The organism is Cupriavidus sp. 8B, assembly GCF_054589115.1.
In genome coordinates, this window is sequence record NZ_BAAILO010000317.1 from 173,021 (window position 1) to 195,990 (window position 22,970).

Consider the following 22,970-nt stretch of genomic DNA (forward strand, 5'->3'; position numbering starts at 1 on the left):
CGCGCCTTATTGAAATTGTGCCTTCGCCAGCTCGCCCAGCTTGGCCACGGCGGCTTCCACCGCATCGCTCCACAGGTGGCCATAGTTCAGCCGGATGCAGTTGCGATAGCCTTGGCGCGCTGAAAAGATCGGGCCCGGCGCAATGCCGATGCCATGTTCCAGCGCCGCGCGATGCAGCGCCAGCGCATCGAATCCGGCGGCAAACTCCACCCACAGGAAGTACCCGCCGGCGGGCTGCGAGACCCGCACGTTCTCCGGGAAATGCCGGCCGATCGCCGCGATCAGCTGGCCCTGCTGCATCTCCAGCAGATGGCGCAGGCGCCGCAGGTGCTTGTCATAGCCGCCGTTCTGCAGGTACTCGGCCAGCGCCACCTGCGTGGGCACGCCCGCCGACAGCGTGGTCATCAGCCGCAGGCGCTTGATCGCCTCGCCATACCGCCCGGGCGCTACCCAGCCCACCCGGAAGCCCGGCGCCAGCGTCTTGGAAAACGAGCTGCAATGCATGACCAGCCCTTCCTGGTCGAAGGCCTTGGCGGGCAGGGGGCAGCGATTGCCGAAATACAGCTCGCCATAGACGTCATCCTCGATCAGTGGCACGCGGTGGCGTGCCAGCAAGGCCACCAGCGCCTGCTTCCTGGCCTCGGACATGCTCGCGCCCAGCGGATTCTGGAATTGCGTCATGAACCAGCAGGCCTTGATCGGATGGCGCTGGAGCGCGGCATCCAGTGCGTCCAGGTCGATGCCTTCGCGCGGGTCCACCGGGATCTCCACCGCGCGCAGGCGCAGCCGCTCCAGCGCCTGCAGCGCGGCATAGAAGCCGGGCGATTCGATCGCCACCACGTCGCCGGGCTGGGTCACCGCCATCAGGCACAGGTTGAGCGCTTCCAGCGCACCGTTGGTGACGATGATCTCGTCGGTGGGCTGCGGCGCACCCGCGCCGAGGTAGCGCAGGCCGATCTGCTGGCGCAGGGCCAGGTGGCCGGCGGGCATGTCGTTGACCGAATACCAGGGATCGAGCTCGCGTCCGGCCCGGGCCAGGGATTTGCCCAGCCGCTCCCAGGGGAACAACTCGGGCGAAGGGAAGGCCGAGCCAAGCTGGATGAGCTGCGGATCGCGCGCGGCGTCCAGCACCGAGAAGACCAGCTTGGAAATATCGACATCGGTCGAGACCTGGTGCGAGGGCCGCACGGCCGGTTGTGGCAGTGGCCGGCCGACCTGGCCGGTCACGTAGTAGCCGGAACGCTCGCGTGCCCGCACCAGCCCGCGCTCCTCCAGCCGGTAGTACGCCTGGAACGCGGTGGCCGGGCTCACGCCGAACTGTGTCACGGTCTTGCGGATCGACGGCATCTTGGTGCCGGGCGGCAGGTTGCCGTTGCGAATGTCCTTGGCCAGCGTTTCCGCCAGTTCTTCGTAGCGCTTCATGGGGGCAGGAGGCGTTGCCGTGGAAAAGGATGGGCGCAGTATCAGGCGCTCAAACTGATACGCAAAATTATCGCAGATCTGATTCTGTTATTCCTTGTCAGCCGACGCCATAATCCCCCGTAACTACCAAAAGCCAAAGCGCCGCAAGGTCACGCGGCGGTTGGCAAGCATGTAAGGAAGAGCGAAATGAACCCCTTGAGATTGGTGCTGACGGTGTTGTGGGGATTTTTTGGCCTGCGCAAGGGCCAGGAACATATGCGCGACCTGCAGGCCGTGCGGCCGGTGCCGTTGATCCTGACCGGCGTGGCGCTGGCAGCGGGGCTGGTGCTGCTGCTCGTGTCGCTGGCCCATTGGGCGGTGACGCACGCCTGAAACGCGAGCCTGTCAATCCATCCCGTGCCCACGGGGCCATCCAGGCCCGCAACCACGAAGTACAGCCCGCCGCGTGCGGGCTGTGCACGTTCGCCGCACTGAACGCCAGCGCGGCGCTTAAAACGATAATCAGCCCCATGCGCTTTGCCATAAGGCGGTTTTCCGCTTCCGTTGCCTTTGCTGTCCTATTGCTGGCGCCATGCTTCGCGGCGGCGGCCGACGCCCCCGGCGCCGTGCAGATCGAGCGCGGCCGCTACCTGGCCAAGGTTGCCAACTGCGCGGCCTGCCACACCAGCGCCGGCGGCGCGCCCTTTGCCGGCGGCTTGCCAATGAAGACCGGCGTCGGCACCGTCTATTCGACCAACATCACGCCGGACGTGGACAGCGGCATTGGCGCTTACTCGTTCGAGGAATTCGACCGCGCGCTGCGCGAGGGCGTGGCCAGGCATGGCAAACGGCTATATCCCGCCATGCCTTACCCGTCCTACGCCAAACTCGCCGAGCCGGACGTGCAGGCGCTGTACGCCTACCTGCGCACCGAAGTGAAGGCCGTGCGGCAACACGCCGCCGAGCCCGAAATGCGCTGGCCGTTCGGCATGCGCTGGCTGCTGCGCGTCTGGAACTGGCTGTTCCTGGAGTCCGGCCCGGTTCGCACCGACGCGGGCCAGAGCGTCGAGTGGAATCGCGGCGCTTACCTGGTCCAGGCGGTGGCCCACTGCGGCGCCTGCCATACGCCGCGCGGCACGCTGATGGCCGAGAAGGGGCTGGATGAGCGCAGCCGGCACTTCCTGGCCGGCGCCAGCGTGGAGGGCTGGGCCTCCACCAACCTGCGCGGCGATCCGCGCACCGGGCTGGGCAACTGGTCGCGCGAGGACATTGCCGAATACCTGCAAACCGGCCGCAACGCGCACGCAACCTCCTTTGGACCGATGTCCGAGGTGATTGCGTCGTCCACGCAGTTCATGACACGCCCGGACCTGGAGGCCGTTGCCGTGTACCTCAAGTCCGTGCCCGGCGCGCGCAGCGACGAAACGCCATATGTCTATGACGACAGCACCGCCGACACGCTCGCGCAGGGCCGTTTCGACGCCACCGGCGCGCGCCAGTACGCCGAGTTCTGCATGCCCTGCCATGGCGCCAACGGCAAGGGCTTTGCCCGCGTTTTCCCGCCGCTGGCGGGCAATCCTACCGTGGTGGATCCCGATCCGTCCTCGCTGGCCAACCTGCTGCTCGACGGCGCCGTGACCGCGCACGTGGGCACTGCGGCCACCGATTACCACATGCCCGGCTATGGCTGGACGCTGGACAACCAGGAACTGGCGAACGTGCTGACCTTTATCCGTACCGGCTGGGGCAACCAGGCCAGCCCGGTCAAGGAATCGACTGTCGCTGCCCGCCGCGCCGCGCTCGGCCGCCAGCGGGACGCCGCCGCATCCCGTTGAGCCCGCGCGCTACCCAAATCAAGCGAATCCTATTGCCATGACCATCACGCGCAGAGATTTCCTCAACGGCGCCGCACTCACCATCGCCGCGGGGCTGGCGCCTTCCCAGCTATTGCAGGCCGCCGAACGCGGCGCCGGCTACCCGCCGGCGCTGACCGGGCTGCGCGGCAACCATGCGGGCACCTACACGCTCGCGCACAGCCTGGCCCGCGAGGGCGCCAAATATCCCGCCGTGATGGCGCGCGAAGTCTTCGACCTGGTGGTGGTGGGTGGCGGGCTCAGCGGGCTGGCGGCCGCGTGGTTCTACCAGCGCCGCTTTGGCGCCGGCAAGCGCATCCTGATCCTGGACAACCACGACGATTTCGGCGGGCACGCCAAGCGCAACGAGTTCACTGTGCGCGGGCAGAAACTGGTGACATACGGCGGCAGCGCCGAGATGCCATCGACCGCGCTGGACAGCCGCGCGGTGGCCACGCTGCTGGCCGGCCTCGGTGTGGACGCGAAGCGCCATCAGGCCGCCGAGCGCGACCCGTACCGCGAGCTGGGCATGGGCCGCTCGGTGTTCTTCGACCAGGAGCATTTTGGCCGTGACCAGCTGCTTGCCGGCGATCCGTTTGCGGGCCTGATCGATGCCCGCAATGGCATGGGCGCAGGCATGGGCGCGCAGCCTGCGGATGCCGCCGCCTTCAAGGCCTTCCTCGACCAGACACCGCTGCCGCAGCAGGACCGCGCCGCGCTGGCGCGGCTGGCCGATGGCGGCACGGATTACCTGGCCGGCACGAGCGACGGCGAGCGGCTGGCCTACCTGAAGCGCACCAGCTACGCGGCCTTCCTGCGCGAGAAGGCCGGCCTGGGACTGGACGGCCAGCGCTTGTTCCGCAGCCGCAGCAACGATGCCTATGCGCTCGACGCCGACGGCGTGTCCGTGTTCGACGCCTTGGCCATCGGCTTGCCGGCCGGCAAGAGCATGCCAGCGCCCAGCCTCAACCAGCGCCTTGGCAAGTCGCCCGCGTCCAAGCTCTGGTTTGCCGATGGCAACGCCACGCTGGCGCGGCTGCTGGTGCAGAACCTGATCCCGGGCGTGGCAAGCATAGCCAGCCCCGACGCGATCGGCGCGGCCAGCTTCGACTACAGCCGGCTCGATAGCGAGGATGCAAAGGTGAAGGTGCGGCTGAACAGCACGGCCATCGCCGTCGAACCGGACCAGCGCATCACGCGCGTGACCTACGGCTGGAAGGGCAACCTGCACAGGGTCGAAGCCGCGCACGTGGTGCTGGCCGGCTACAACATGATGATCCCGTTCATCATGCCCGGCCTGCCGGATGCGCAAAAGCAAGCGTTGCGATCCGACGTGAAGGCGCCCGTGGTCTACACCAAGGTGGCGCTGGACAACTGGCGTGCCTTCGAGGCGCTCAAGACCAGCCGCATCCACGCGCCCGCCATGGCCTACACCGACCTGTGGCTGGAGAAGCCGGCCGGCGCGCGTCCGGCCGATCCGGTGGTGCTGCATATGCTCTATGTGCCCACCGTGCCGGACAGCGGCATGCAGGCGCGCGAGCGCTTTCGCGCGGGGCGCGCCTTCTTGCTGGGAACGCCGTTCAGCGAGCTGGAGAAGGGCGTGCGCAGCCAGCTCGATCGCATGCTGGCGCCAGGCGGCTTTGCCGCCAAGGACGTCATCCGTGGCATCACGGTCAACCGCTGGGCGCACGGCTACAGCTACATGCCCAACAGCTTGTTCGAGGAAGAAGCGGCGGCGCAGGCCGTGCTGGAGCGCTCGCGCGCCCGCGCGGGCAACGTGGTGATCGCCAATAGCGACAGCGCCGGCAGCCCGTCGTTGACGTCCGCCATTGATCAGGCGTGGAGGGCGGTGGGCGAGCTGGCTGGCTGATCGGGTGTGCGCGTGAGCGGCCGTTCAGCGCTGCCGTTGTCGCGACACGAGGTAGTCTCGCTGGAAGGCGCACATGCGCAGCGCGTTGTGATACGCGCCATAGCTGAAGAATTCTTCCCGCAGTTCGCCCTCGCGCTGGAAGCCGCATTTCTCGTAGATGTGGATCGCCTTCTCGTTCTGCACGTCCACGATCAGGAACAGCTTGTGCAGGTTCAGCACCATGAAGGCGTAGTCCATGGCAAGCCGCGTGGCAGTGCTGGCATAGCCGCGGCCCTGGCTGGCGGGCGCCACGATGATCTGGAACTCGCCGCGCCGGTGGATATGGTTCAGCTCCATCAGCTCGACCAGGCCGACGGCCTCGCCGTCCAGGTTTTCGCAGATAAAGCGGCGCTCGCGCTGGTCGTGCACGTGGCGGTCATATAGCTGCGACAGCTCGGTGAAGGTTTCGTACGGTTCCTCGAACCAGTAACGCATGATCTTGGCGTCGTTGTTCAGGCTGTGGACGAAATGCAGGTGGCTGCGCTCCAGCGAGCGCAGGAGCAGGTTTGGGCCGGTTTCGGTCACCATGGGTGGGCCTTTCTTGATTGTTTTTCGATTCACGTGGTGGCCCGGTCCAGCATGGATCGTCAGAGAAACAGGGATCGGGTTGGCCGGGCGAAGGTCTTTTGGACCCGCCCGACCATGGCCGGGTTCCGGTGTGATGCGGACACGTTCGGGCACAAAGCGCGAGGGTTACCTGTTTGAGGCAGGGCGCCTCATGCCGCAATGCCAAACAGGCGGCGGCTGTTGCGGGTGCACTGCTCCGCCACTTCGCGCGTGGTCAGTCCCTTCAATTCGGCGACCGCCTGTGCGATCCAGGGGAGATTGGCGGGCTCGTTGTAGGGCCGCCGGTTCTTGTGGTTCTTAGGACCGAGATAGGGGGCATCCGTCTCCAGGTGCAGCCGCTCGAGCGGGATGGCCTGCACGGCTTCTCGCAGCGCCTGGCCGCGCTTGAGATCCGTGACCCAGCCGGTGATGCCGATGTCCAGGCCTAGCGCTACGAAGGCGGCGGCTTCATCGGCTGCGCCAGTGAAGCAGTGCACCACGCCGTGGGCGCCCGCGCGCACGGCGGGTGCCACCATGGCGTAGAAATCGTCGAAGGCGTCCCGGCAATGAAGGAACAGCGGCTTCTTCCAGCGCGCCGCGGCCTCAAGCTGTGCCTCGAAGGCATGGCGCTGGTCGGCGGGCGTCGAGAAGTTGCGGTTGTAGTCGAGCCCGCATTCCCCGATTGCCACCACGCCAGGGCTCTCCCAAAGGGGCTGGAGGGACTGCAGGACGGTTGGCGACCAATCCTTGGCGCCGTGCGGGTGGACGCCGGCCGTGGCAAAGAGGAGATGGGGATGCCGGCTGGCCAGGTCGCGAGCCTTCCGGCTCGATTCCAGCGAGGTGCCGGTGGCGAGGATGCCGACCACGCCCGCTGCGGTGGCCCTCTCAAGGATCGCGTCGGTGTGCGGGGCGATCTGGGAGGAGTGGAAGTTCACGCCAATGTCGATCAGGTGCATGTCTCTGGCTAAGGGAGTGGGGTGGCTGGCGATACACAGGCGTGCAGTCTAACCAGGACTGCGAGGCGGTTGTTTGCGCTGTTGCTGGTGAACTATGCGTTGCGCAATGCAGACGCGCACTTGAAAAACTTCGCAGTGGTCTATATCTCCCTAGAGGAAGTGGGAAGTGCGGCTGGCGCCGGTGTGCAACATTGTCACGGTGACGGCCTACCCCGAGTACCAGGCGGATATCCCGTGGTTGCCGCTGGCCGGCAAGCGGACCTGGGCATCCGGGCAGGGAAATCGGCATCCGCCCCGCCAAGAGAAGAAGTCGGCCTTTCCGGGCCTGGTAGCCTGGCTGGCAAGAAAAAAACAAATGTGTATGTAAATCCTGACGGTGCTTTCGGCCATAAATCTCGATGGGGCCATATCTGCCCTTTGCGTCACATTTTACGGGTAATTTGCCCGTTTTGTGCGTAAAGATGGGGCTATTGCCTAGCATGGAGTGGCCTGGCAACGCAAATTTAAGAGGGGCTGAAGGACCTCGGCGATGCGGTAAAAAACTTTTAGCACGTGCTGCGTCGCACCAACGAAGGTAGAATATCGCCCTTTGGCCTAAACGAGCGCAGACCACCATACTGGGAGAACCCGGTAGTGGTGGCGTCAGCCATGCATCTCTCGACAGGTACCCATCCTGTGATGGGTCACAGCCAGAGGTGCGTTGGGTGTACCCTCGTACGGGCAACAGCAACAGTTAAGAAGTAATTCAGCAAGGGAGCAGCAGTTAATGGCGAGTGGCGCACAACGGACGGTGGCAGAAACAAAGACAGCATTGACCGGCAAAAAGCCTGTCGGCAGGGGTGCGGCGTCCACGACTCAAGCTGATCCCGCAACCGAAGCAACGGAGCGCAGCCAGCAACTGCGCGCACTGATCCAGCTGGGCAGGGAGCGAGGCTACCTGACGCACGCGGACATCAGCGACCATTTGCAGGGCAATTTCACGGACACCGCGGCGATGGAAAGCATCGTCAGCACGTTCGCCGAAATGGGCGTGACAATCTACGAGCAGACGCCGGATGCCGAAGCGCTGCTGCTGCGCGACAGCGCGGTCGCCGCCTCGGACGACCAGGCCGATGAAGAGGCGGAAGTCGCGCTCTCGACGGTCGACTCGGAATTCGGCCGCACCACCGATCCGGTGCGGATGTACATGCGGGAAATGAGCTCGGCAACGCTGCTGACCCGCAAGCAGGAAGTCGAGATCGCCAAGCGCATCGAGGATGGCCTGAACCGCATGGTGCACGCCATCGCTGCCTGCCCGTCCACCATTGCGACGATTCTTGAGCTGTCGGAGCGTGTCGCCCGCGACGAAACGCGTATCGATGAACTCGTCGACGGCCTGATCGAAGGCGAGGGCGAAGTCGCCGAAGCCGAAGACGACACCAGCCGCGACGAAGTCGTCGCCGAGGATGAAAGCGCCTCGGACGAGCCCGTCGACGAAGGTGCGGCTGCGCAAGCCAACGAAACCGCCAGCCTGGCCAAGCTGCGTGACGATTGCCTGACCCGCTTTGCTCGTGTCGCCAATCATTTCGAAGCCATGCGCAAGGCCTACACCGCGCACGGCGTGGAGTCGGAAGGCTTCCTCATGGCACAGCTCGCGGTTCGGGAAGAACTCAAGTCGATCCGCTTTACCGCAAAGACCATCGAGCGCCTGTGCGCCGATGTGCAGACGGTGGTGGAAGAAGTGCGCGTGGTCGAGCGCCAGATCCTGCAGCTGATGGTCGAGCGTTGCGGCATGCCCCGTGAGGAGTTCATCGAACGCTTCCCCGGCAACGAGACCAATCTCGCCTGGGGCCGCGGGATCGCCGGCGAGTCGCGTTCGTACAGCGACTCCGTCTCCCGTAGCCTGCCGGACCTCGAAGCGCATCAGCAAAAGCTGATCGACATCCACGCCCGCGTGGTGCTGCCGCTGTCGGAGCTGAAGCTGGTGAATCGCCAGATGCTGGCGGCCGAGCGGCAGATGCGCCAGGCCAAGCACGAGATGACGCAAGCCAACCTGCGCCTGGTGATCTCGATCGCCAAGAAGTACGTGAATCGCGGCATGCAGTTCCTGGACCTGATCCAGGAAGGCAACATCGGCTTGATGAAGGCAGTCGACAAGTTCGAGTACCGTCGTGGCTGGAAATTCTCCACCTATGCAACCTGGTGGGTTCGCCAGGCCGTGACGCGCGCGATCGCCGACCAGGCCCGGACGATCCGGGTGCCGGTGCACATGATCGAGACGATCAACAAGCTCAACCGGATCTCGCGCGAAATCATGCAGCGCACCGGCAAGGCAGCGGATCCCGCGGCCCTGGCCGAGCGCATGGAAATGCCGGAAGAGAAGGTCCGTTCGATCATGAAGATCGCGAAGGAACCGGTTTCGATGGAGACGCCGGTTGGCGAAGATGGCGACACGAGCCTGGGCGACATGATTGCCGACTCCGACACCGCGTCTCCCGCCGAAGCCGCGTTGCACGCGAGCCTGCGCGCCACCGTGCGCGAGATGCTCGACGACCTGACGCCGCGCGAAGCCAAGGTACTGCGCATGCGTTTTGGCATCGACATGTCTACCGACTACACGCTGGAAGAAGTCGGCAAGCAGTTCGATGTGACCCGCGAACGGATTCGCCAGATCGAAAGCAAGGCGATGAAGAAGATGCGGCATCCCAGCCGCGCGGACCATCTGAAGGCGTTCCTGAAGGAAGGCTAAGCAGGGTTCTGGTCCTGGCGCGCAGGCCGCGCCAGGCGAAGAGAACGCAAAGGGGGTTACGGCGAAGTAAAAAGCCGTAACCCCCTTCGTTGTTTCAGCCAGGCAAATACGTCTTCCACATGACGAGGGCGCCAAGGTTCAAGACAACGGTGCCCCAGAAAACCAGCTGGAACGGCTGCTTCCGATTCTTGTGGCGAAGCAGGCGCTGCGCGGCAAGCGCGCCCGGCCAGCCGCCGCACAGCGACAGGAAGTGCAGCCTGGCCTCGGGCGTGCGCCATGCATCGCGTTTGGCGCTGTTCTTGTCGAACGCGTAGGCAAGGAACGCAACGGCACTCATCACAAGGCTGACGAGGCCGGCATATCGTGGCAGGTATCCCCAAAGGGCGCCCCCCGCAATCGCCATCAACGCCACTGCCGCCATGAAGGCAGGCAACAGGGTCGCCCGGCTCGCCTGGCTCTGCCCCTTCGGCGCGCCCAGTATCGAGACGCTGGTAGCTTGCATGCGGCCGTCCTTGCCCTTGCCCAATTCAAACGTCACGCGGTCGCCAGGCTTGGGCTGGACGGCACGGCTGTGCAGCGCGGTGATGTGAAAGAAGATGTCTTTCAAGTCGGCATGGATGTCGATGAACCCATAGCCCTTGTCGGCATGCCAGGATTTGACGCGGCCCGCTTTTTTCATTTTTGTTTGTAGGTCTCTCGGCGGCGCACATTTTAACGCCACCCTTCTAACGCCAGCCTTCCAGCGCCACGCTTCGATGCGCAGGTCATCGCCCATGCTTTGTGCTCCAGCCCAGCCGGTGGCGCTCCTGCGTGCCCTGGTGCCACGCATCGTCCTCAGTATGTAGGTGGCTGCGTATGCGGCTGCAGGTATCAGGCGCGAAAGCGCTCAAAAAAACGCATGCCTAGCCTTGCAAATACGGGTGGGGCGATATTGAATGGATCGGGTCCGCCATGAACTGGCAATTCCCCCTCCTTGTCGAGAACGTCCGGGATCTCACGTCACTCGTTCACGCTGATCTGGACCCTTGGCAATCGCACAAGCATGGCCGTCCGACGGCAGGTGCCGCGCACCCGGCCAATTTCAGGAGTGCATGATGAACCCATCTTCCCCCGAACAATTCACCGCCACACAACAGGCCAACGTCGCTGTGATGTTCGGCCTGGTGAACAAGGCCTTCGATAGCTTCGAGAGACTGGTTGAGCTGAATCTGCAAGTCATGAAGTCGACGATCGTAGAGGCGCAGGAGAACTTGCAGATGGCATTGTCCGCCAAGGGCCCGCAGGAGTGGCTCGCGCTGCAGGCCGGCCTGATGAAGCCCGTCGGCGAGAAGGTGCTCTCCTACAGCCAACGCCTGTGCGAGATCGGGGCGGCCACCCAGGCCGAGTTCACCAAGGTGAGCGAGGCGCAGTTCGAAGCGTACACGCGCCGCATGCAGGAGTTGGTCGATGATCTCGCCAGCAGCGCCCCGGCCGGCTCGGAAGGCGCAGTGGGCACCCTCACCTCGGTGATCGCCGCAACCAATAAATTGTGCGAGTCGATGTACCAAACCGCGAAGCAAGCGGTCGAGGCCGCAGAGCAGAACTTCAGCACTGCGAGCCACACGGCATCCAAAACGGCTAAACAGGCCGTCGAGCACGCGTCGCGCACCGCCAAGGCTTGACCGCGAAGCAAGCCACCCGCAGCGGCTGATCTGCGCCCGTGCGATGCGGGGGAGGTGGCGCCTGCTTTCCTTGCCCAGCCTCGAACGCGTATTGGACGGTCGGCCCGGCGGGGAATTGCAGGCAAGTGGCATGCATGGGCTGGCGCTGCTCTGATGTGGGACGGGAAGGGCGGGCCTCTCGCGCGCGTTGCCATCAGCCGTGCACCGGCTGGGCGGCCTCCACGCAGCGCTGTTCCGTTTCGTGGATGAGCTTGCGCAGCAGTGGATAGATCTGCGTCGCCCAGCGCCGGCCGGCGAACACGCCGTAGTGCCCGACGCCGGTCTGGACATAGTGGGATTTCAGGTTGGGCCGTAACGCGCTGCACAACTCCTGCGCCGCCTCGGTCTGCCCAACCGCGCAGATATCGTCGTTTTCCCCCTCGACCGTCAGCAGCGCCGTGTGGCGGATGGCGCGCAGGTCCACGCGCCGCCCAGCGACCGTCAAACAGCCTCGCGGCAGGGCATGCTGCTGGAACACCCGGCTCACGGTCTCGAGATAAAACTCGGCCGGCAGGTCCATCGTCGAAAAATAGTCGGTGTAGAAGGCCCGGATCGCCTCGGCCTTGGCCGTCTCGCCATCCAGCTTGTACTGGTAAGCCTGGATCAGCGAGGCAATATGCCGATCCAGGTTCATGGACAGGAAGGCGCACACCTGCACGAAGCCGGGGTAGACGCGCCGCATCGCTCCCTCGAAGCGTGCCGGCACGGTGTCGATCAGGTTGGCCTCGAACCACGCGAGCGGGGTGCGTACCGCCAGTGCATTGATGCGGGTCGGATTGATGCGCGTGTCGATCGGCCCGGCCATCAGCGTCATGCTGCGCGGTAGCGCAGGATCGCGGTCTTCGGCCATCAGCGCGACGGCGGCCAGGGTGGCCACCGCCGGCTGGCAGACCGCCACTACGTGCGTTCCTGGGCCGAGCCAGCCGAGCAAGCTGATCAATTGGGCGACGAAGTCGTCAAAGCCGAAGGACCCGCAGGACAACGGAATGTCGCGCGCGTTATGCCAGTCGGTGAGATAGACATCATGGTCTGCCAGCATTGTGGCCGTCGTGGCGCGCAGCAAACTGGCGAAATGGCCCGCCAGAGGCGCGATCAGCAGCACACGTGGTTGTCCGGGCGTAGTGTCCCGCCTAAAATGCAAAAGGGAGCAAAACGGCGTGGCGAGCACCACCTCTTCGCTCACCGCAACCCTGGCACCGCTGGCACCGTTACCTCGGACCGCGGGGATGTCAAAAGGGGGGCGCTCGTGGCGCAGGCGCACTAGCGAACTCCATTCCAGGAGCGCGCACCACTCCCGCGCGAATGCCGGCCCGGACGCAAGCATTGGCGACGCAGCGCAGGACGCGGCTGCATCGTCGGTCGCCGCCTGCAGTGGAGCTATCAGGTCGGCCAGCATCTGGTACGCCTGGTAAATCATGGGGTGACTCACAAAACGCACATCGGCAGCCACGCTGCGATACGCATGACGTTGCGTCGATATTACTAAGTCACTCCTTTATATCTCAGAGTTCGCCATGTCAAGGACAACCCTGACCATCAACAGCAGGAACTATGGCGCGTGGTCGCTGCGCGGCTGGCTGCTGGCGAAATTCAGTGGGCTGGGATTTGAGGAGATCCTGGTGCCGGTGACGGACGCGGCCAGCCGCGCGGAACTCTTGCTGCTGTCGCCCTCGACCCTTGTGCCGCGACTGGAACACGAGGGTGTCACGATCTGGGATACCCTGGCCATTGCCGAGTATCTGAACGAAGTGCGGCCGGAGGCTCGGCTTTTGCCCGAGGACCGCATTGCCCGAGCCCACTGCCGGGCGATTTGCGGCGAAATGCATTCGGGATTCAGCGCCATGCGCGCAGCCTTGCCGATGAACCTGCGCGTCCACCGCTCCGGTTTCAAGGTCTGGTCGCGCGCCCAGAGCGATATCGATCGGATCACCGCCATCTGGCGCGAATGCCTGTCGGCTTATGGCGGGCCCTATCTGTTCGGAGCGCGCACCATGGCCGATGCCATGTATGCGCCAGTTGTCACCCGGTTTCGCACCTATGAGGTCAAGCTCGATGTGGTATCGGAAGGCTATTGCCGCACGATCATGGCGTTGCCGGAGATGCTGGAATGGATGGAGGCGGCAGGGCGGGAGCCCGAAGAGATCGACGAGCTGGATATGGAGTTCTGAGCGGCCAGGATACCTGCCAGGCAAAGAAGGCCGAGAATCGCAGCACACGAGCGCAGCATGTGCGTGGAGTGCTGCGTCGAGGGACACGCCGACGTGGTCGGCGCGATCAATGTTTTAAGGGCGGGGCACGCCCAGTTTGCCTGTCGAGATACTTCGCCTGCCGTTGGGGCGTCGGCGCAGGAACCCACTGATGCGACTAGCCATCACATCGGGTTGTGCAGTAGGAATCTCCGGCCTCTTCAGGCGGGAGAAGAAGTCAAGCGCTCAGAGTTTAAACAGGCGCAGGCGCCCGGCGCGCGCCTCAATCTCCTTCGGTGCTACTTTCCAGTGTTGGCCCAGCGCCGCCCAGCCGCTGAAGACATCGACGGTGCGCTCGATCACGGCCTTGGGATTGGCCACATCGAATTTCTTGCCGAAGTCGACCAGGTCGTCCACGGTGAAATTGTCCGCCTTGCCGCCGATGGTCATCTGGTGCTGCAGCGTGTAACCAGCGCCTGCGGAGAACGTCAGGTCATAGGCGGGTGACAGGCTCCATTCGCCGGTGGGTGACATCAGGAAAGCGAAGTTCTTTACATGGTCGTCCTGGTTGCGTCCCACTACGTTGAAGATCATTCGGCGGTAGGCTTCCTCGATCGCTGTATGGGGCATCTGGAAGGCCCGGATCCAGCGGAAGTACTGGTCGTAGCTGTAGGCGCGCGGGATGTTGTAGTCGATGTGCGTGAGACCGGCCAGGCTGTGCATATGCACTCGGCCACCGCCTTCGCTGCGATCGAATCGCTTGGTCAGGAAGTGGAAGCGGCCGTTGTCCTCTTCGATGAAGTCGACCGGCGCCATGTCGATGTCGAGTTCCTTCGTCAGGAGAGCGTAGGTGTACTCAACTCGATTGAAAGGCTGGGCGTGATGGTCATTCGGGTTGGCCGACTCGACGCCGCCGAACTTGATCAGCCAGCTTTCCTCGCCCTTACGCGGTTTGACGAACGCGGAACGGATCTGCTTATCCCGACGGTTCCAAAGAATCAGCGCCTTGGCCCGCGCGCCGCCGGCGCTTGCACCAATCCGCATCAGTTCCTGGATCGCGCCATCCTGTTCCCCGGCCACGAGCTTGCGCGCGGCCTCCACGAGCGTGCCAACCTCAAGGGCTTCGCTCTCACCAGCCGTCGCCCGCCGGTCGATCCTTGGCCGGAACTCGAGCGCCCCCATTGCGCGGTCGCCGATATAGAGCAGGCGCTGCACGGGGCTCATCGCCTTGTCAGGCTCGCCTCGGTCCTCGAAATACTTCTTGATGATCAGGTTGCCGAAGGTGTCCGGCAGCGCGTCCGCCAGGGCGCCGGGCAGACCCAGAAACGCGTCGACCCGCCGCAGTTCGGGAAACTCGAACGTGCCTGACTGGGATGGCAGGAACTCAGGGGAAATGCTCGGTCCCCCGGTGCCCAGGTACTCCGGGTCATAGTTGAAGCCAATCCGGCCGTTATCGAACTCAGTGACGGCACCGACGGTCTGGCCGTGCATGAGGACATGGGCGCTCGCGAGAACGCCTTGTGCCGGACGGGCACGCTGCGGCGAGCGCGACTTCCTTTGCGTCACCAAACTATCGCTCCTTGGGTTTATAGGCGCGCTTGCGGACTTCGCCTCGCGCAGACAGCGCTTCGCTTGATGGCAAGGTATCCGGGAAGGCCGCATCTAGGCTGCCGATCATGCTCAGCGCTCGCATTACCTTCACCAGCGTGGATACGCGGACATCCCGTCCGGCCTCCAGATCGCCTAGAGCGGTCCGGCCGATCCCGGCGCGCTTCGCCAGGTCTTCGATCGTGAAGTTGCGTTCTAGGCGCTTGGAGCGCAGTCGCGCACCGATTTCAGCAGCGATTTCATCACCTGTCGATGTGCTTCGGATAGCAGGCATAACGTAGGTTACTCGGCAAGTACGTCCGGAAAGGCGGATATACCGTATGCTCCGGTATCTATGTCGGTATGTCAATATAGACGTTGATATACCCGCTATAGCAGGCGTATTGTGCTTTTATATAACATAACTACCGGAAAGGAAGGCGTAACGATGCCATAATGACGGTATGGCGTGGGTCAGCTGAGTTTCTGCGCGGTTGTTCTGTTCAAGGAACAGCGGGCAGAAGCCTGAACCGGCGCTTCGCCGGCTGATTCAAATCCTGTCGAAAAGCCCACCCGATGGCGGGCTACGATTTACTGGGTCGCGAAGCAGTGAATCCTTCGGCCTTGGCGCGCATTGTCCTGACCGCGCCACCAAACGCTCATTGTTTCTCGGGCAACTGTTCGTCGCACCACGGACATTGCGGAAGTACCCGTTCTTCGGCTGGTTGCCTACGTCACGCCACGTTCGCAGAATTAGTGGTCGCCATTCGCAGAATTAACGATCCTCGACAACCGCACTCGAAGATGGGCCCGGGCGTCTCCCTTCGCTTACGTTAGCTCCTCGATCAGCGCCTGGGCCTGTTGCAAGTCAGCGGTGTCGAAGCCTTCCGTGAAGGCGCCATAGATATCGGCCAGCCTCTGTCGGGCTGTCTCCGTCTTGCCCTGTCGTTGCCATCGCCGAGCCAGGCTCAGCGCCGCGCGCAGCTCCAGCGACTTGGCGCCTTGGTGGCGGGCTACCGCGATCGCCTTGTGAAAACACGCTTCAGCGTCTTCGTGGCCCGTGGATGCGTGGGTCTGGACGCTCGACGGATGGAGCAGCAGTTCTCCCTTGAGCCGATGCAACTCCGCTTCGTAGCAACGTTCTCCTGTTTTGTCCACCATCGCCAGCGCCTCGGCCAGCACGATCAGTCCCGCCTTGGCTTGCCCCGCGTTCCCATAGGATTCGGCCAGCAGCGCCAGAAAATACGACCGTGCCCGCTCAGCCCCCGTGGCCTCGTAGGCGGTCAGGCCTTGGCGTATCTGGGCGATTCCCTCCTCGCTGCTTCCCTGCTCGGCCAGCGCCCAGCCCCGAAGGATGGTTCCCCAAGCCAACCAGAACGGAAACCCTTGCTCGGTCGAGAGCGTGATGACGGCCTCGGCGCATGCTTGGGTTAGTTGCGCCTCCCGTCGAAGCTGATGGAGCTCGGCGGCAAACACCAGGGCGTGCGCCAGGCTATGGGGGTGAGACACCTCCTGGGCCAGGGTAAGCGCCTCCTGGCTTCGCTTGCGGGCCTGATCCGAATAGCCCAGATACCACAGGATCCAGGCCAAAAACGTAAGCCCACGTATGCCCGGGTCCAGCCCATACAGATAAGCATGGGCGTGATGCTGCTCCGGATCATAGAGGGCCAGCACCTGCTCCAGGTGGGCACGAGCGACTCTGAACTCGCCCAGAAAGAACAACGTCGTCCCCAATAAATTATGAGCCTCCACGAGGAACTCCGGGTCTTGCGCGTCCTGAGCCAAGCTGAGCAGCCGCTCACCCAGCTCATGTGCCGTTTCGTACTGCGCACGCAATTGATAAAACATCCGCAGTCCCAACAGCACTGAGAAGCGCTGCGGCGTCTCCCCAACCCGCTCGCACAATGCCAGCGCGCGGGTATAGGTCACCTCCACCTCCGGGGCGGCATAACCTCTGGCGGCCATCCAGGCCGGACCGAGGGTAAGCTGCAATGTGAGTTCCTGGCGAGCGCGTTCTGGTGTGTCGGGCAGGTGCTTGAGCAGCTCCAGGGCCGCGCCGAGGTGCCGGATCGCTTCGAGATTGGCGGAGCGCTGGAGGGCCTGTTGCCCCGCACAGCGCAGGTACTCCACCGCTTTCGGGATGTTGCCGCTGAGGCTGTAGTGGTGTGCCAGCTCGCCGCAGTGGTCCTTCAGCCGAGTGTGGAAGAGCGCCTCGATGGCCTGCGCCGTGCGTTCATGCAGCACGCTGCGTTGTTCCGTGAGCAGGGAGTTGCCGGCGACTTCTTGGGTGAGGGCATGCTTGAATGTATATTCCACCTCCGGGAATGCTGGCCGCTCGTAAATAAACTCTGCGGCCTGCAGGCCGGACAGAAGACGGCGCAGGTCGTCCTCAGGCTGCGCGACGACCTGCTGGATCAGGCCCAAAGGAAACTCCTTGCCGATCACGGCAAGGCTCTGCAGCAGCTCCTTCTGCGCGATGGGGAGCCGATCCATGCGGGCGGCAAGTACGCCGTGTACGGTGGTCGGGATATGCAGCGCAGGCGGGGTCTTCTCGATCCGGTAATGTCCGGGCTCGCCGAGCAGTGCTTTCTCCTCGGCCAGGGTTTGAACCACCTCCTCCATGAAAAAGGGGTTGCCCTCCGTCTTCTTGAGGATGAGCAGTTTGAGGGACATGAGTACGGGATCATTGCCCAGCAGAGCAGTGAGTAATCCTTGGGCTTCGACCTGGCCCAAGGGATCCAGCCGCAGTTGGGTGTAGTCGTTTCGGTGGCCCCAGCCAGGCTGATACTCGGGCCGGTAGTTCACGAGGAGGAGAATCCGCCCGCTCGCCACGCGGTCGATGAGAAACGCGAGGAAAGCCTCGGTCTCGCTGTCGAGCCATTGCAGGTCCTCGAACAGGAGTTCGACGGGCTGCTTGAGGCTCTCGCGCACCAGCAGTCGCTTGATTGCCTCGAAAGTGCGTTGGCGCCGGATCTGGGGGTCCATGTGCGGCAATGCCGAACTCGGCGCGCTGATCCCCAGCAGATAGAGCAGGTAGGGCAACAAGTCTTCCAGACTGCGCTCCAGGGTCAGCACCTGGCCGGTGATTTTCTCGCGGCACCCTCGCTCATCGTCCTGGGCGGTGATCTGAAAATAGTTCTTCAAGAGCTCGATCAACGGCAAATAGGCAAAGGCTTTGCCGTGCGAAACCGAGAAGGTCTCCAGCACCAGACAGCCTCGCTGTGAGTGCGCCTTGAACTCATGGAAGAGCCGCGACTTCCCGACCCCGGCGTCGCCCACCACCCCGACGATTTGCCCGTGCCCCGCCTTGGCTTGTTCCAACGCCCCGCGCAATTGCTCTAGTTCGGCCTCCCGGCCCACAAACCGTGCCAAGCCGCGGCGCTCTGCCACTTGCAAGCGCGTGCGCGACGCCCCGAGGCCGAGGAGCTCATAGACGGCGAGCGGCGCGGGAATTCCCTTGACCTGGGTGGCCCCCAGGGCCTTGAACTCGAAATACCCCTCGGCCAGCTTATGGGTGGATTCGCTCATGAGGACGGAGCCGGGCGTGGCCATCGATTCCATCCGGGAGGCGATGTGGATCGTGTGCCCCACCGGGTCGTAGTCCGTGCGCAGGTCGTCCTTGCGGATCGAGCGCACCACCACCTCTCCGGTGTGGATTCCTACCCGGATCTGAAGCGGTATGCCTTGCTCCAGACGGATCCGGCCACCGTGGCGGCGCATCGCGTCCTGCATGCGTAACGCCGCATACAACGCCCGCTGGGGATGGTCCTCGTGGGCAATGGGGGCACCGAACAAGGCCAGTATCCCGTCGCCCAGGGACTTGGCCACGTAGCCCTCATAGTGGTGCACGGCCTCCATCATCAGGGCGATGACGGGGTCGATCAGGCGGCGGGCCTCTTCCGGGTCCAGGTCGTGGATCAACGCCGTGGAGCCGGCCATGTCGGCGAACAGGGCCGTGATGGTCTTGCGCTCGCCGGCCGTTGCGCCCCTGGCTTCCAGGGCCGCCTGCTCGGCCAGGATGCGCTCGGCCAAGTAGGCAGGGGTGTAGTGAATGGGCGCGGGAACGGCGGGATGGGGGAGGGCGGACGACGTTTGGGATGACTCGTTCAGGGGCGAGCCGCATTCGCTGCAGAACTTGGCGGTGGGACTCAGTTCGTAGCCACAATTCGGGCAGATCCGTGCAAGCTTGGTCCCGCACGCCTCGCAGAATCTGGCTCTCATGGCACTCTCGAACCCGCAATTTGCACAGCGCATATAGCCTCTCGACTTCCTCGGCCTGCTTCTGAGCAATTAGACGCCTTATCGATTTCCGCATCAAGATCGGCGGCTTGCCGTGCACCCCGGTCCGAGCTCGGCCATCATTTTGACCACATCGCGGTACCACTGCTTATGGCGACAGTACCAGCGCACACACAGAATAGTGCTCTCGTTCTCCCTGCCGGCCCGATTCGACAAGGATGAACAGCGTGCGATCATTCAGAATTTCAATCTCGCCTTGCTGCTTGTGACCATGGCCATCTGAATGCGTCCTCGGGGCATGACCTGGCCGCTTTATCTTCGATACAGGCCGATCAGGTGGATCGAAAGATAGTCTTGAAAAAGGCCTTCGTCGCGAAGGCGATCAAGAGTCAAGGGCGCGCTCCGAAAACCATGACACTGGACGGTTAAGCGGCGTCTCATCGCGCGTGACGTTGCTGCCCGAGGACACGATGTTGCGATCATCGAAGTGCTTGAACAACTTGATCGAGCAGGATCATCGCAACATCAAGTCCAGGGTCAATGCGATGCTCGGTTGCAAACGCTTCAGGAATGCAGCCGTTACGATCTCCGGCATCGAGTTGATGCATCGCATTCGCAAAGGTCAATTCAACGCCGTTCTTCGCACGAGCCCGTAATTTGCAGCAGAGCCCTCCGCGCCAGGCATTATTTTTGGTTCGCCAAACAGCATTGCGACGATCCGGCGAGTCCAGCGTAATGCACCACATTGCTGTCGCCAAAATAAATGCCTTGGTGGCTGTAGCCATGCCGCGGGGTGACAGATGGGCGCCGAGCGGTGGTTCTGTGCCGACACCGGGATGCCACACCAAGTCGCGGCCCAGGCCGAGGGACTGAATATGCTCTCGAGGCGGCGACGCGCCACGCCGGCGACACAGCAAGATTCATACAGCAAGCTCGACGGCCCTCTCCTGTAGCTGCCGTTGGTACATTCACCGTGCCCTTGCCCCGCATGAGGTGCCGATGGCACGACGGCCGCCTCAGATTGTGGTTGTGGCCTCCCGTGATGAAATATAGTATGTGATATATCAATACGAACCAGCGGGAGACAGCAATATGAAAGTGTGCATCTATGGTGCCGGCGCCATCGGCGGGTATATCGGCGCACAACTGGCGCGCGCGGGGGCCGAGGTGAGCTTCGTGGCGCGGGGTCCACACCTGGCGGCCATGCAGGCCAACGGTGTCACGCTGCAGATCGACGGTGAGCAGCGAGTGGCGAAGGTCAACTGCACCAGCGATCCAGGCGAACTGGGGCCACAGGATTACGTCTTCATCACGCTGAAGGCACATTCGGTGCCGGGGGTGGTGGATCTGATGCAGCCTCTGCTGGGGCCGGATACGGCGGTGGTAACTGGCGTCAACGGCATTCCCTACTGGTACTTCTATCAACACGGGGGCCAGTACGCCAGCACCACGCTGCAAAGCGTTGACCCGGGTGGCCGCCAGTGGCGGGGCCTGGGGCCGGAGCGGGCGATCGGCTGCGTGCTCTATCCGGCTGCGGAAATCGTCGCGCCCGGCGTCATCCGCCACGTCTACGGCAAGAAATTCCCGCTCGGGGAGCCGGACGGCTCGAAGTCCGAGCGGGTGCGGCGCCTGAGCGAGATGATGGTGGCCGCCGACCTCGATGCACCCATCCGAGACAGTATCCGCGACGAGATCTGGCTCAAGCTTTGGGGCAATCTGTGCTTCAACCCGATCAGCGCGCTCACCCATGCGACCCTGGATGTGATTACCTCGGACCCCGGCACGCGAGCGCTTTCGCGCGAGATGATGCTGGAAGCCAAGCAGATTGCAGAACGCTTTGGCGTGCACTTCCGTGTCGACGTGGAGCGGCGTATCGATGGCGCAGGGGCTGTAGGGGCACACAAGACCTCGATGCTGCAGGACCTGGAAGGGGGGCGGGCCATGGAGATCGATCCGCTCCTGACGGTGGTGCAGGAAATGGGCCATCTGGTCGGGCAGCGCACGCCGATGATCGACGCGGTGCTTGCCCTGATCAAGCAGCGCGAGCGGATGGCGCAGGCGGCCTAGCAAGCGGGAGCCAAGCGAGCTGCCGGATGCCGTTGTGCCGGCCGCGAGTGAGTGACTCATGCGGCGCAGTGGCTGCCGCGGCATCACCCCGGCGGCACGGCGGGCCGCGTCGTCGGGCCGACATTGCAGTCGTTGTGATATTCCCATGTTGAGACTCGCCCATGCCCCGACTTCGTGATTCATGACAAAGGCGGATTGCGCTGTGCTTTGCGCTGATGAGGCGTTGTTCTTGGGTAAGTTGTGCGGGCTCGTCGGGGGCAGCCATTCCGATTGCCACGGCCCCGGTCCGAAACAAGTTCATTCATGTCTGCGCAAAGCCAAATCGAGGTTCAACCCGCTGCCCTGACCCTGTCGCTGCAGCCCATCAATGCCGGGGCTAGCTTGCGTGACCGGGCCTACGCGATGCTGCGGCAGGCCATTGCCGACGCCGACATCTACCAGTCACACGAGGAGATCCGGCTCGACGAACGGGTCCTCAGCGAGGCACTGGGCGTGAGCCGCACGCCGATTCGAGAAGCCATGACGCTGCTGGAGCAGGCGGGCTTCCTGCGTACCGTGCCGCGGCGCGGCATCTACATTGTGCGCAAGACCAAGCGCGAAATCATCGAGATGATCCAGGTGTGGGCGGCGCTCGAGAGCATGGCGGCCCGCCTGGCCACGCTGCGCGCCACCGACGACGAGATCGCCTGGCTTCGGCATATGTTCGACCGTTTCCGCGATGCCACCCCGGCCGAGCATATCGAGGAATACTCGGACGCCAATATAGTCTTCCATCAGGCGATCGTGCAGTTGTCGAAGTCCCAAGCCATCATGGACGCGATCAAGAACATCTTCATCCACGTGCGCGCGATCCGGAAGATGACCCTCTCGCAGAGCGAACGCGGAGTGCGCTCGATCATGGACCACCTGCGCATCATCGAGGCGCTGGAAAAGCGCGATACCGAGCTGGCCGAGAAACTGGTACGGCAGCACTCGCTCAACCTGGCGGAATACGTCGAGAAGCACGCCGATTTCCTGTAATGAGCTGGGCGGGCTGAAGCAGAAGCGGCAGACCTGTCCGCCGCTTCTGCTTACTTAGCGATGGCTTTCTTGCCGCTCGCGCGGGCGTCGTTCAGGGACCGGGCCGCATCTTCCTCGGCCGAGTCGCCGATCTTGCCGAGCATGAAGATGCCCCTCGGTGCCGTGGTCGGCCTGGAACACCTTCAGGCGATCGATGAAATTCGTGCCACTGACCGGATCGCCGCCGATGCAGGTGCAGGTGCAGGTCCGCAGGTCCCCTTGTCCTGATCCGTGAATGTTCACAGTCTCCTCGCTTTTGGTGCTGCCGGGCGCAGCCGAGCCGCGAAACCGGATAACCCGGACAATTTGTGAAATGTTGTATGTAATATATATAAAGCGGATAAAGTGATTTTAAAAACGCTTATTTGGTTACCTGAAATCTTGTGCGGAACTGGAATGAATCGGTCAAATTCAGTGATTTCGCTCAGTTCACGGCACAAAACAGCTATCTGCTGCACCGCATCGTCAATTTTTAGATCAAAGATGCAAATTTTTCTTGTGGCCTTTTGATATATCACATACTGTATGTCAACAAGGCGGTCAGCAGATGATCGAAGCCACGAGACCGGCAGCAATTGCCAGTAGGCGAACAAAGGGCGAAAGGGCATCGAGATACCAGTAACGCTGGTTCACCCCAGTCGCAAAAGTCAACGAGGAGACCAAAACATGTCTGCAGTCGTATCCACGCGGCCCGAGACCACCACGGCCGAAGACACTCTCAAGCAGAAGACGCGCGATG

The 22,970-nt window shown here is 63.3% G+C and carries 18 protein-coding genes and 1 pseudogene; 10 read left to right on the top strand and 9 right to left on the bottom strand.

What is annotated here, in order from left to right:
- Positions 1–6: 6 nt before the first annotated feature.
- Positions 7–1,422, bottom strand: coding sequence for an aminotransferase-like domain-containing protein (locus ACYP5B_RS31960; protein ID WP_459572311.1), 1,416 nt, complete (start codon positions 1,420–1,422; stop codon positions 7–9).
- A 186-nt stretch (positions 1,423–1,608) separates the two neighbouring features.
- Between ACYP5B_RS31960 and ACYP5B_RS31965 the strand changes: the two genes are divergently transcribed.
- The 3 genes from ACYP5B_RS31965 (at position 1,609) to ACYP5B_RS31975 (ending at position 5,124) form a co-directional block, all read left to right on the top strand.
- Positions 1,609–1,794: a DUF2970 domain-containing protein gene (locus ACYP5B_RS31965; RefSeq protein ID WP_150990214.1), complete on the top strand. Its 186-nt coding sequence runs from the start codon at positions 1,609–1,611 to the stop codon at positions 1,792–1,794.
- Positions 1,795–1,931: 137 nt separating this feature from the next.
- Complete coding sequence (locus tag ACYP5B_RS31970; protein ID WP_459572312.1) at positions 1,932–3,236, top strand: c-type cytochrome; 1,305 nt, start codon at positions 1,932–1,934, stop codon at positions 3,234–3,236.
- Between the two features lie 37 nt (positions 3,237–3,273).
- Complete coding sequence (locus ACYP5B_RS31975; RefSeq protein WP_459572313.1) at positions 3,274–5,124, top strand: flavin monoamine oxidase family protein; 1,851 nt, start codon at positions 3,274–3,276, stop codon at positions 5,122–5,124.
- A gap of 24 nt (positions 5,125–5,148) precedes the next feature.
- Here ACYP5B_RS31975 and speG read toward each other — a convergent pair whose 3' ends face one another.
- Positions 5,149–5,691, bottom strand: coding sequence for a spermidine N1-acetyltransferase (gene speG, locus ACYP5B_RS31980; protein ID WP_459572314.1), 543 nt, complete (start codon positions 5,689–5,691; stop codon positions 5,149–5,151).
- Between the two features lie 188 nt (positions 5,692–5,879).
- Entirely contained in the window at positions 5,880–6,665 is a 786-nt protein-coding gene (locus ACYP5B_RS31985; protein WP_459572316.1) for a TatD family hydrolase, read from the bottom strand.
- 766 nt (positions 6,666–7,431) lie between these two features.
- Between ACYP5B_RS31985 and rpoD the strand changes: the two genes are divergently transcribed.
- Entirely contained in the window at positions 7,432–9,393 is a 1,962-nt protein-coding gene (gene rpoD / locus ACYP5B_RS31990) for an RNA polymerase sigma factor RpoD (RefSeq protein WP_318236123.1), read from the top strand.
- A 94-nt stretch (positions 9,394–9,487) separates the two neighbouring features.
- On the opposite strand, the gene ACYP5B_RS31995 is transcribed toward rpoD, so the two are convergent.
- Complete coding sequence (locus ACYP5B_RS31995) at positions 9,488–10,168, bottom strand: DUF1294 domain-containing protein (RefSeq protein ID WP_459572317.1); 681 nt, start codon at positions 10,166–10,168, stop codon at positions 9,488–9,490.
- A gap of 319 nt (positions 10,169–10,487) precedes the next feature.
- On the opposite strand from ACYP5B_RS31995, the gene ACYP5B_RS32000 reads away from it, so the two are divergent.
- Positions 10,488–11,054: a phasin family protein gene (locus ACYP5B_RS32000; RefSeq protein ID WP_459572328.1), complete on the top strand. Its 567-nt coding sequence runs from the start codon at positions 10,488–10,490 to the stop codon at positions 11,052–11,054.
- 193 nt (positions 11,055–11,247) lie between these two features.
- Here the strand turns inward: ACYP5B_RS32000 and phaZ are convergent, their stop codons facing one another.
- On the bottom strand, positions 11,248–12,510 hold the full coding sequence (gene phaZ, locus ACYP5B_RS32005; RefSeq protein WP_459572318.1) for a polyhydroxyalkanoate depolymerase: 1,263 nt from the start codon (positions 12,508–12,510) through the stop codon (positions 11,248–11,250).
- A 97-nt stretch (positions 12,511–12,607) separates the two neighbouring features.
- On the opposite strand from phaZ, the gene ACYP5B_RS32010 reads away from it, so the two are divergent.
- Complete coding sequence (locus ACYP5B_RS32010; RefSeq protein WP_459572319.1) at positions 12,608–13,261, top strand: glutathione S-transferase family protein; 654 nt, start codon at positions 12,608–12,610, stop codon at positions 13,259–13,261.
- 264 nt (positions 13,262–13,525) lie between these two features.
- Here the strand turns inward: ACYP5B_RS32010 and ACYP5B_RS32015 are convergent, their stop codons facing one another.
- From ACYP5B_RS32015 to ACYP5B_RS32025, 3 genes are all read right to left on the bottom strand, one after another.
- A complete protein-coding gene (locus tag ACYP5B_RS32015) occupies positions 13,526–14,941 on the bottom strand; it encodes a type II toxin-antitoxin system HipA family toxin (RefSeq protein ID WP_459572320.1) in 1,416 nt (471 codons plus the stop codon).
- Positions 14,850–15,161, bottom strand: coding sequence for a helix-turn-helix domain-containing protein (locus ACYP5B_RS32020; protein ID WP_318236126.1), 312 nt, complete (start codon positions 15,159–15,161; stop codon positions 14,850–14,852). Before ACYP5B_RS32020 ends, ACYP5B_RS32015 begins: the two co-directional genes overlap by 92 nt.
- 533 nt (positions 15,162–15,694) lie before the next feature.
- Positions 15,695–19,120 carry an adenylate/guanylate cyclase domain-containing protein gene (locus ACYP5B_RS32025; protein WP_459572321.1) on the bottom strand — a complete coding sequence of 1,142 codons (3,426 nt, stop codon included), beginning with the start codon at positions 19,118–19,120 and terminating at the stop codon, positions 15,695–15,697.
- Between the two features lie 470 nt (positions 19,121–19,590).
- Here ACYP5B_RS32025 and ACYP5B_RS32030 point away from each other — a divergent pair.
- From ACYP5B_RS32030 to ACYP5B_RS32045, 4 genes and pseudogenes are all read left to right on the top strand, one after another.
- A pseudogene (locus ACYP5B_RS32030) lies at positions 19,591–19,761 on the top strand (DDE-type integrase/transposase/recombinase); the annotation flags it as partial.
- Positions 19,762–20,197: 436 nt separating this feature from the next.
- Entirely contained in the window at positions 20,198–21,172 is a 975-nt protein-coding gene (locus tag ACYP5B_RS32035) for a 2-dehydropantoate 2-reductase (RefSeq protein ID WP_400093392.1), read from the top strand.
- A gap of 303 nt (positions 21,173–21,475) precedes the next feature.
- Positions 21,476–22,192, top strand: coding sequence for a GntR family transcriptional regulator (locus tag ACYP5B_RS32040; RefSeq protein ID WP_400093390.1), 717 nt, complete (start codon positions 21,476–21,478; stop codon positions 22,190–22,192).
- 141 nt (positions 22,193–22,333) lie between these two features.
- Positions 22,334–22,459 (top strand): hypothetical protein, encoded by a 126-nt coding sequence (locus ACYP5B_RS32045; RefSeq protein WP_400093388.1) that lies wholly within the window; start codon positions 22,334–22,336, stop codon positions 22,457–22,459.
- 312 nt (positions 22,460–22,771) lie between these two features.
- Here ACYP5B_RS32045 and ACYP5B_RS32050 read toward each other — a convergent pair.
- On the bottom strand, positions 22,772–22,970 hold a 199-nt coding region (locus tag ACYP5B_RS32050), incomplete at its 5' end, for a hypothetical protein (RefSeq protein ID WP_459572322.1).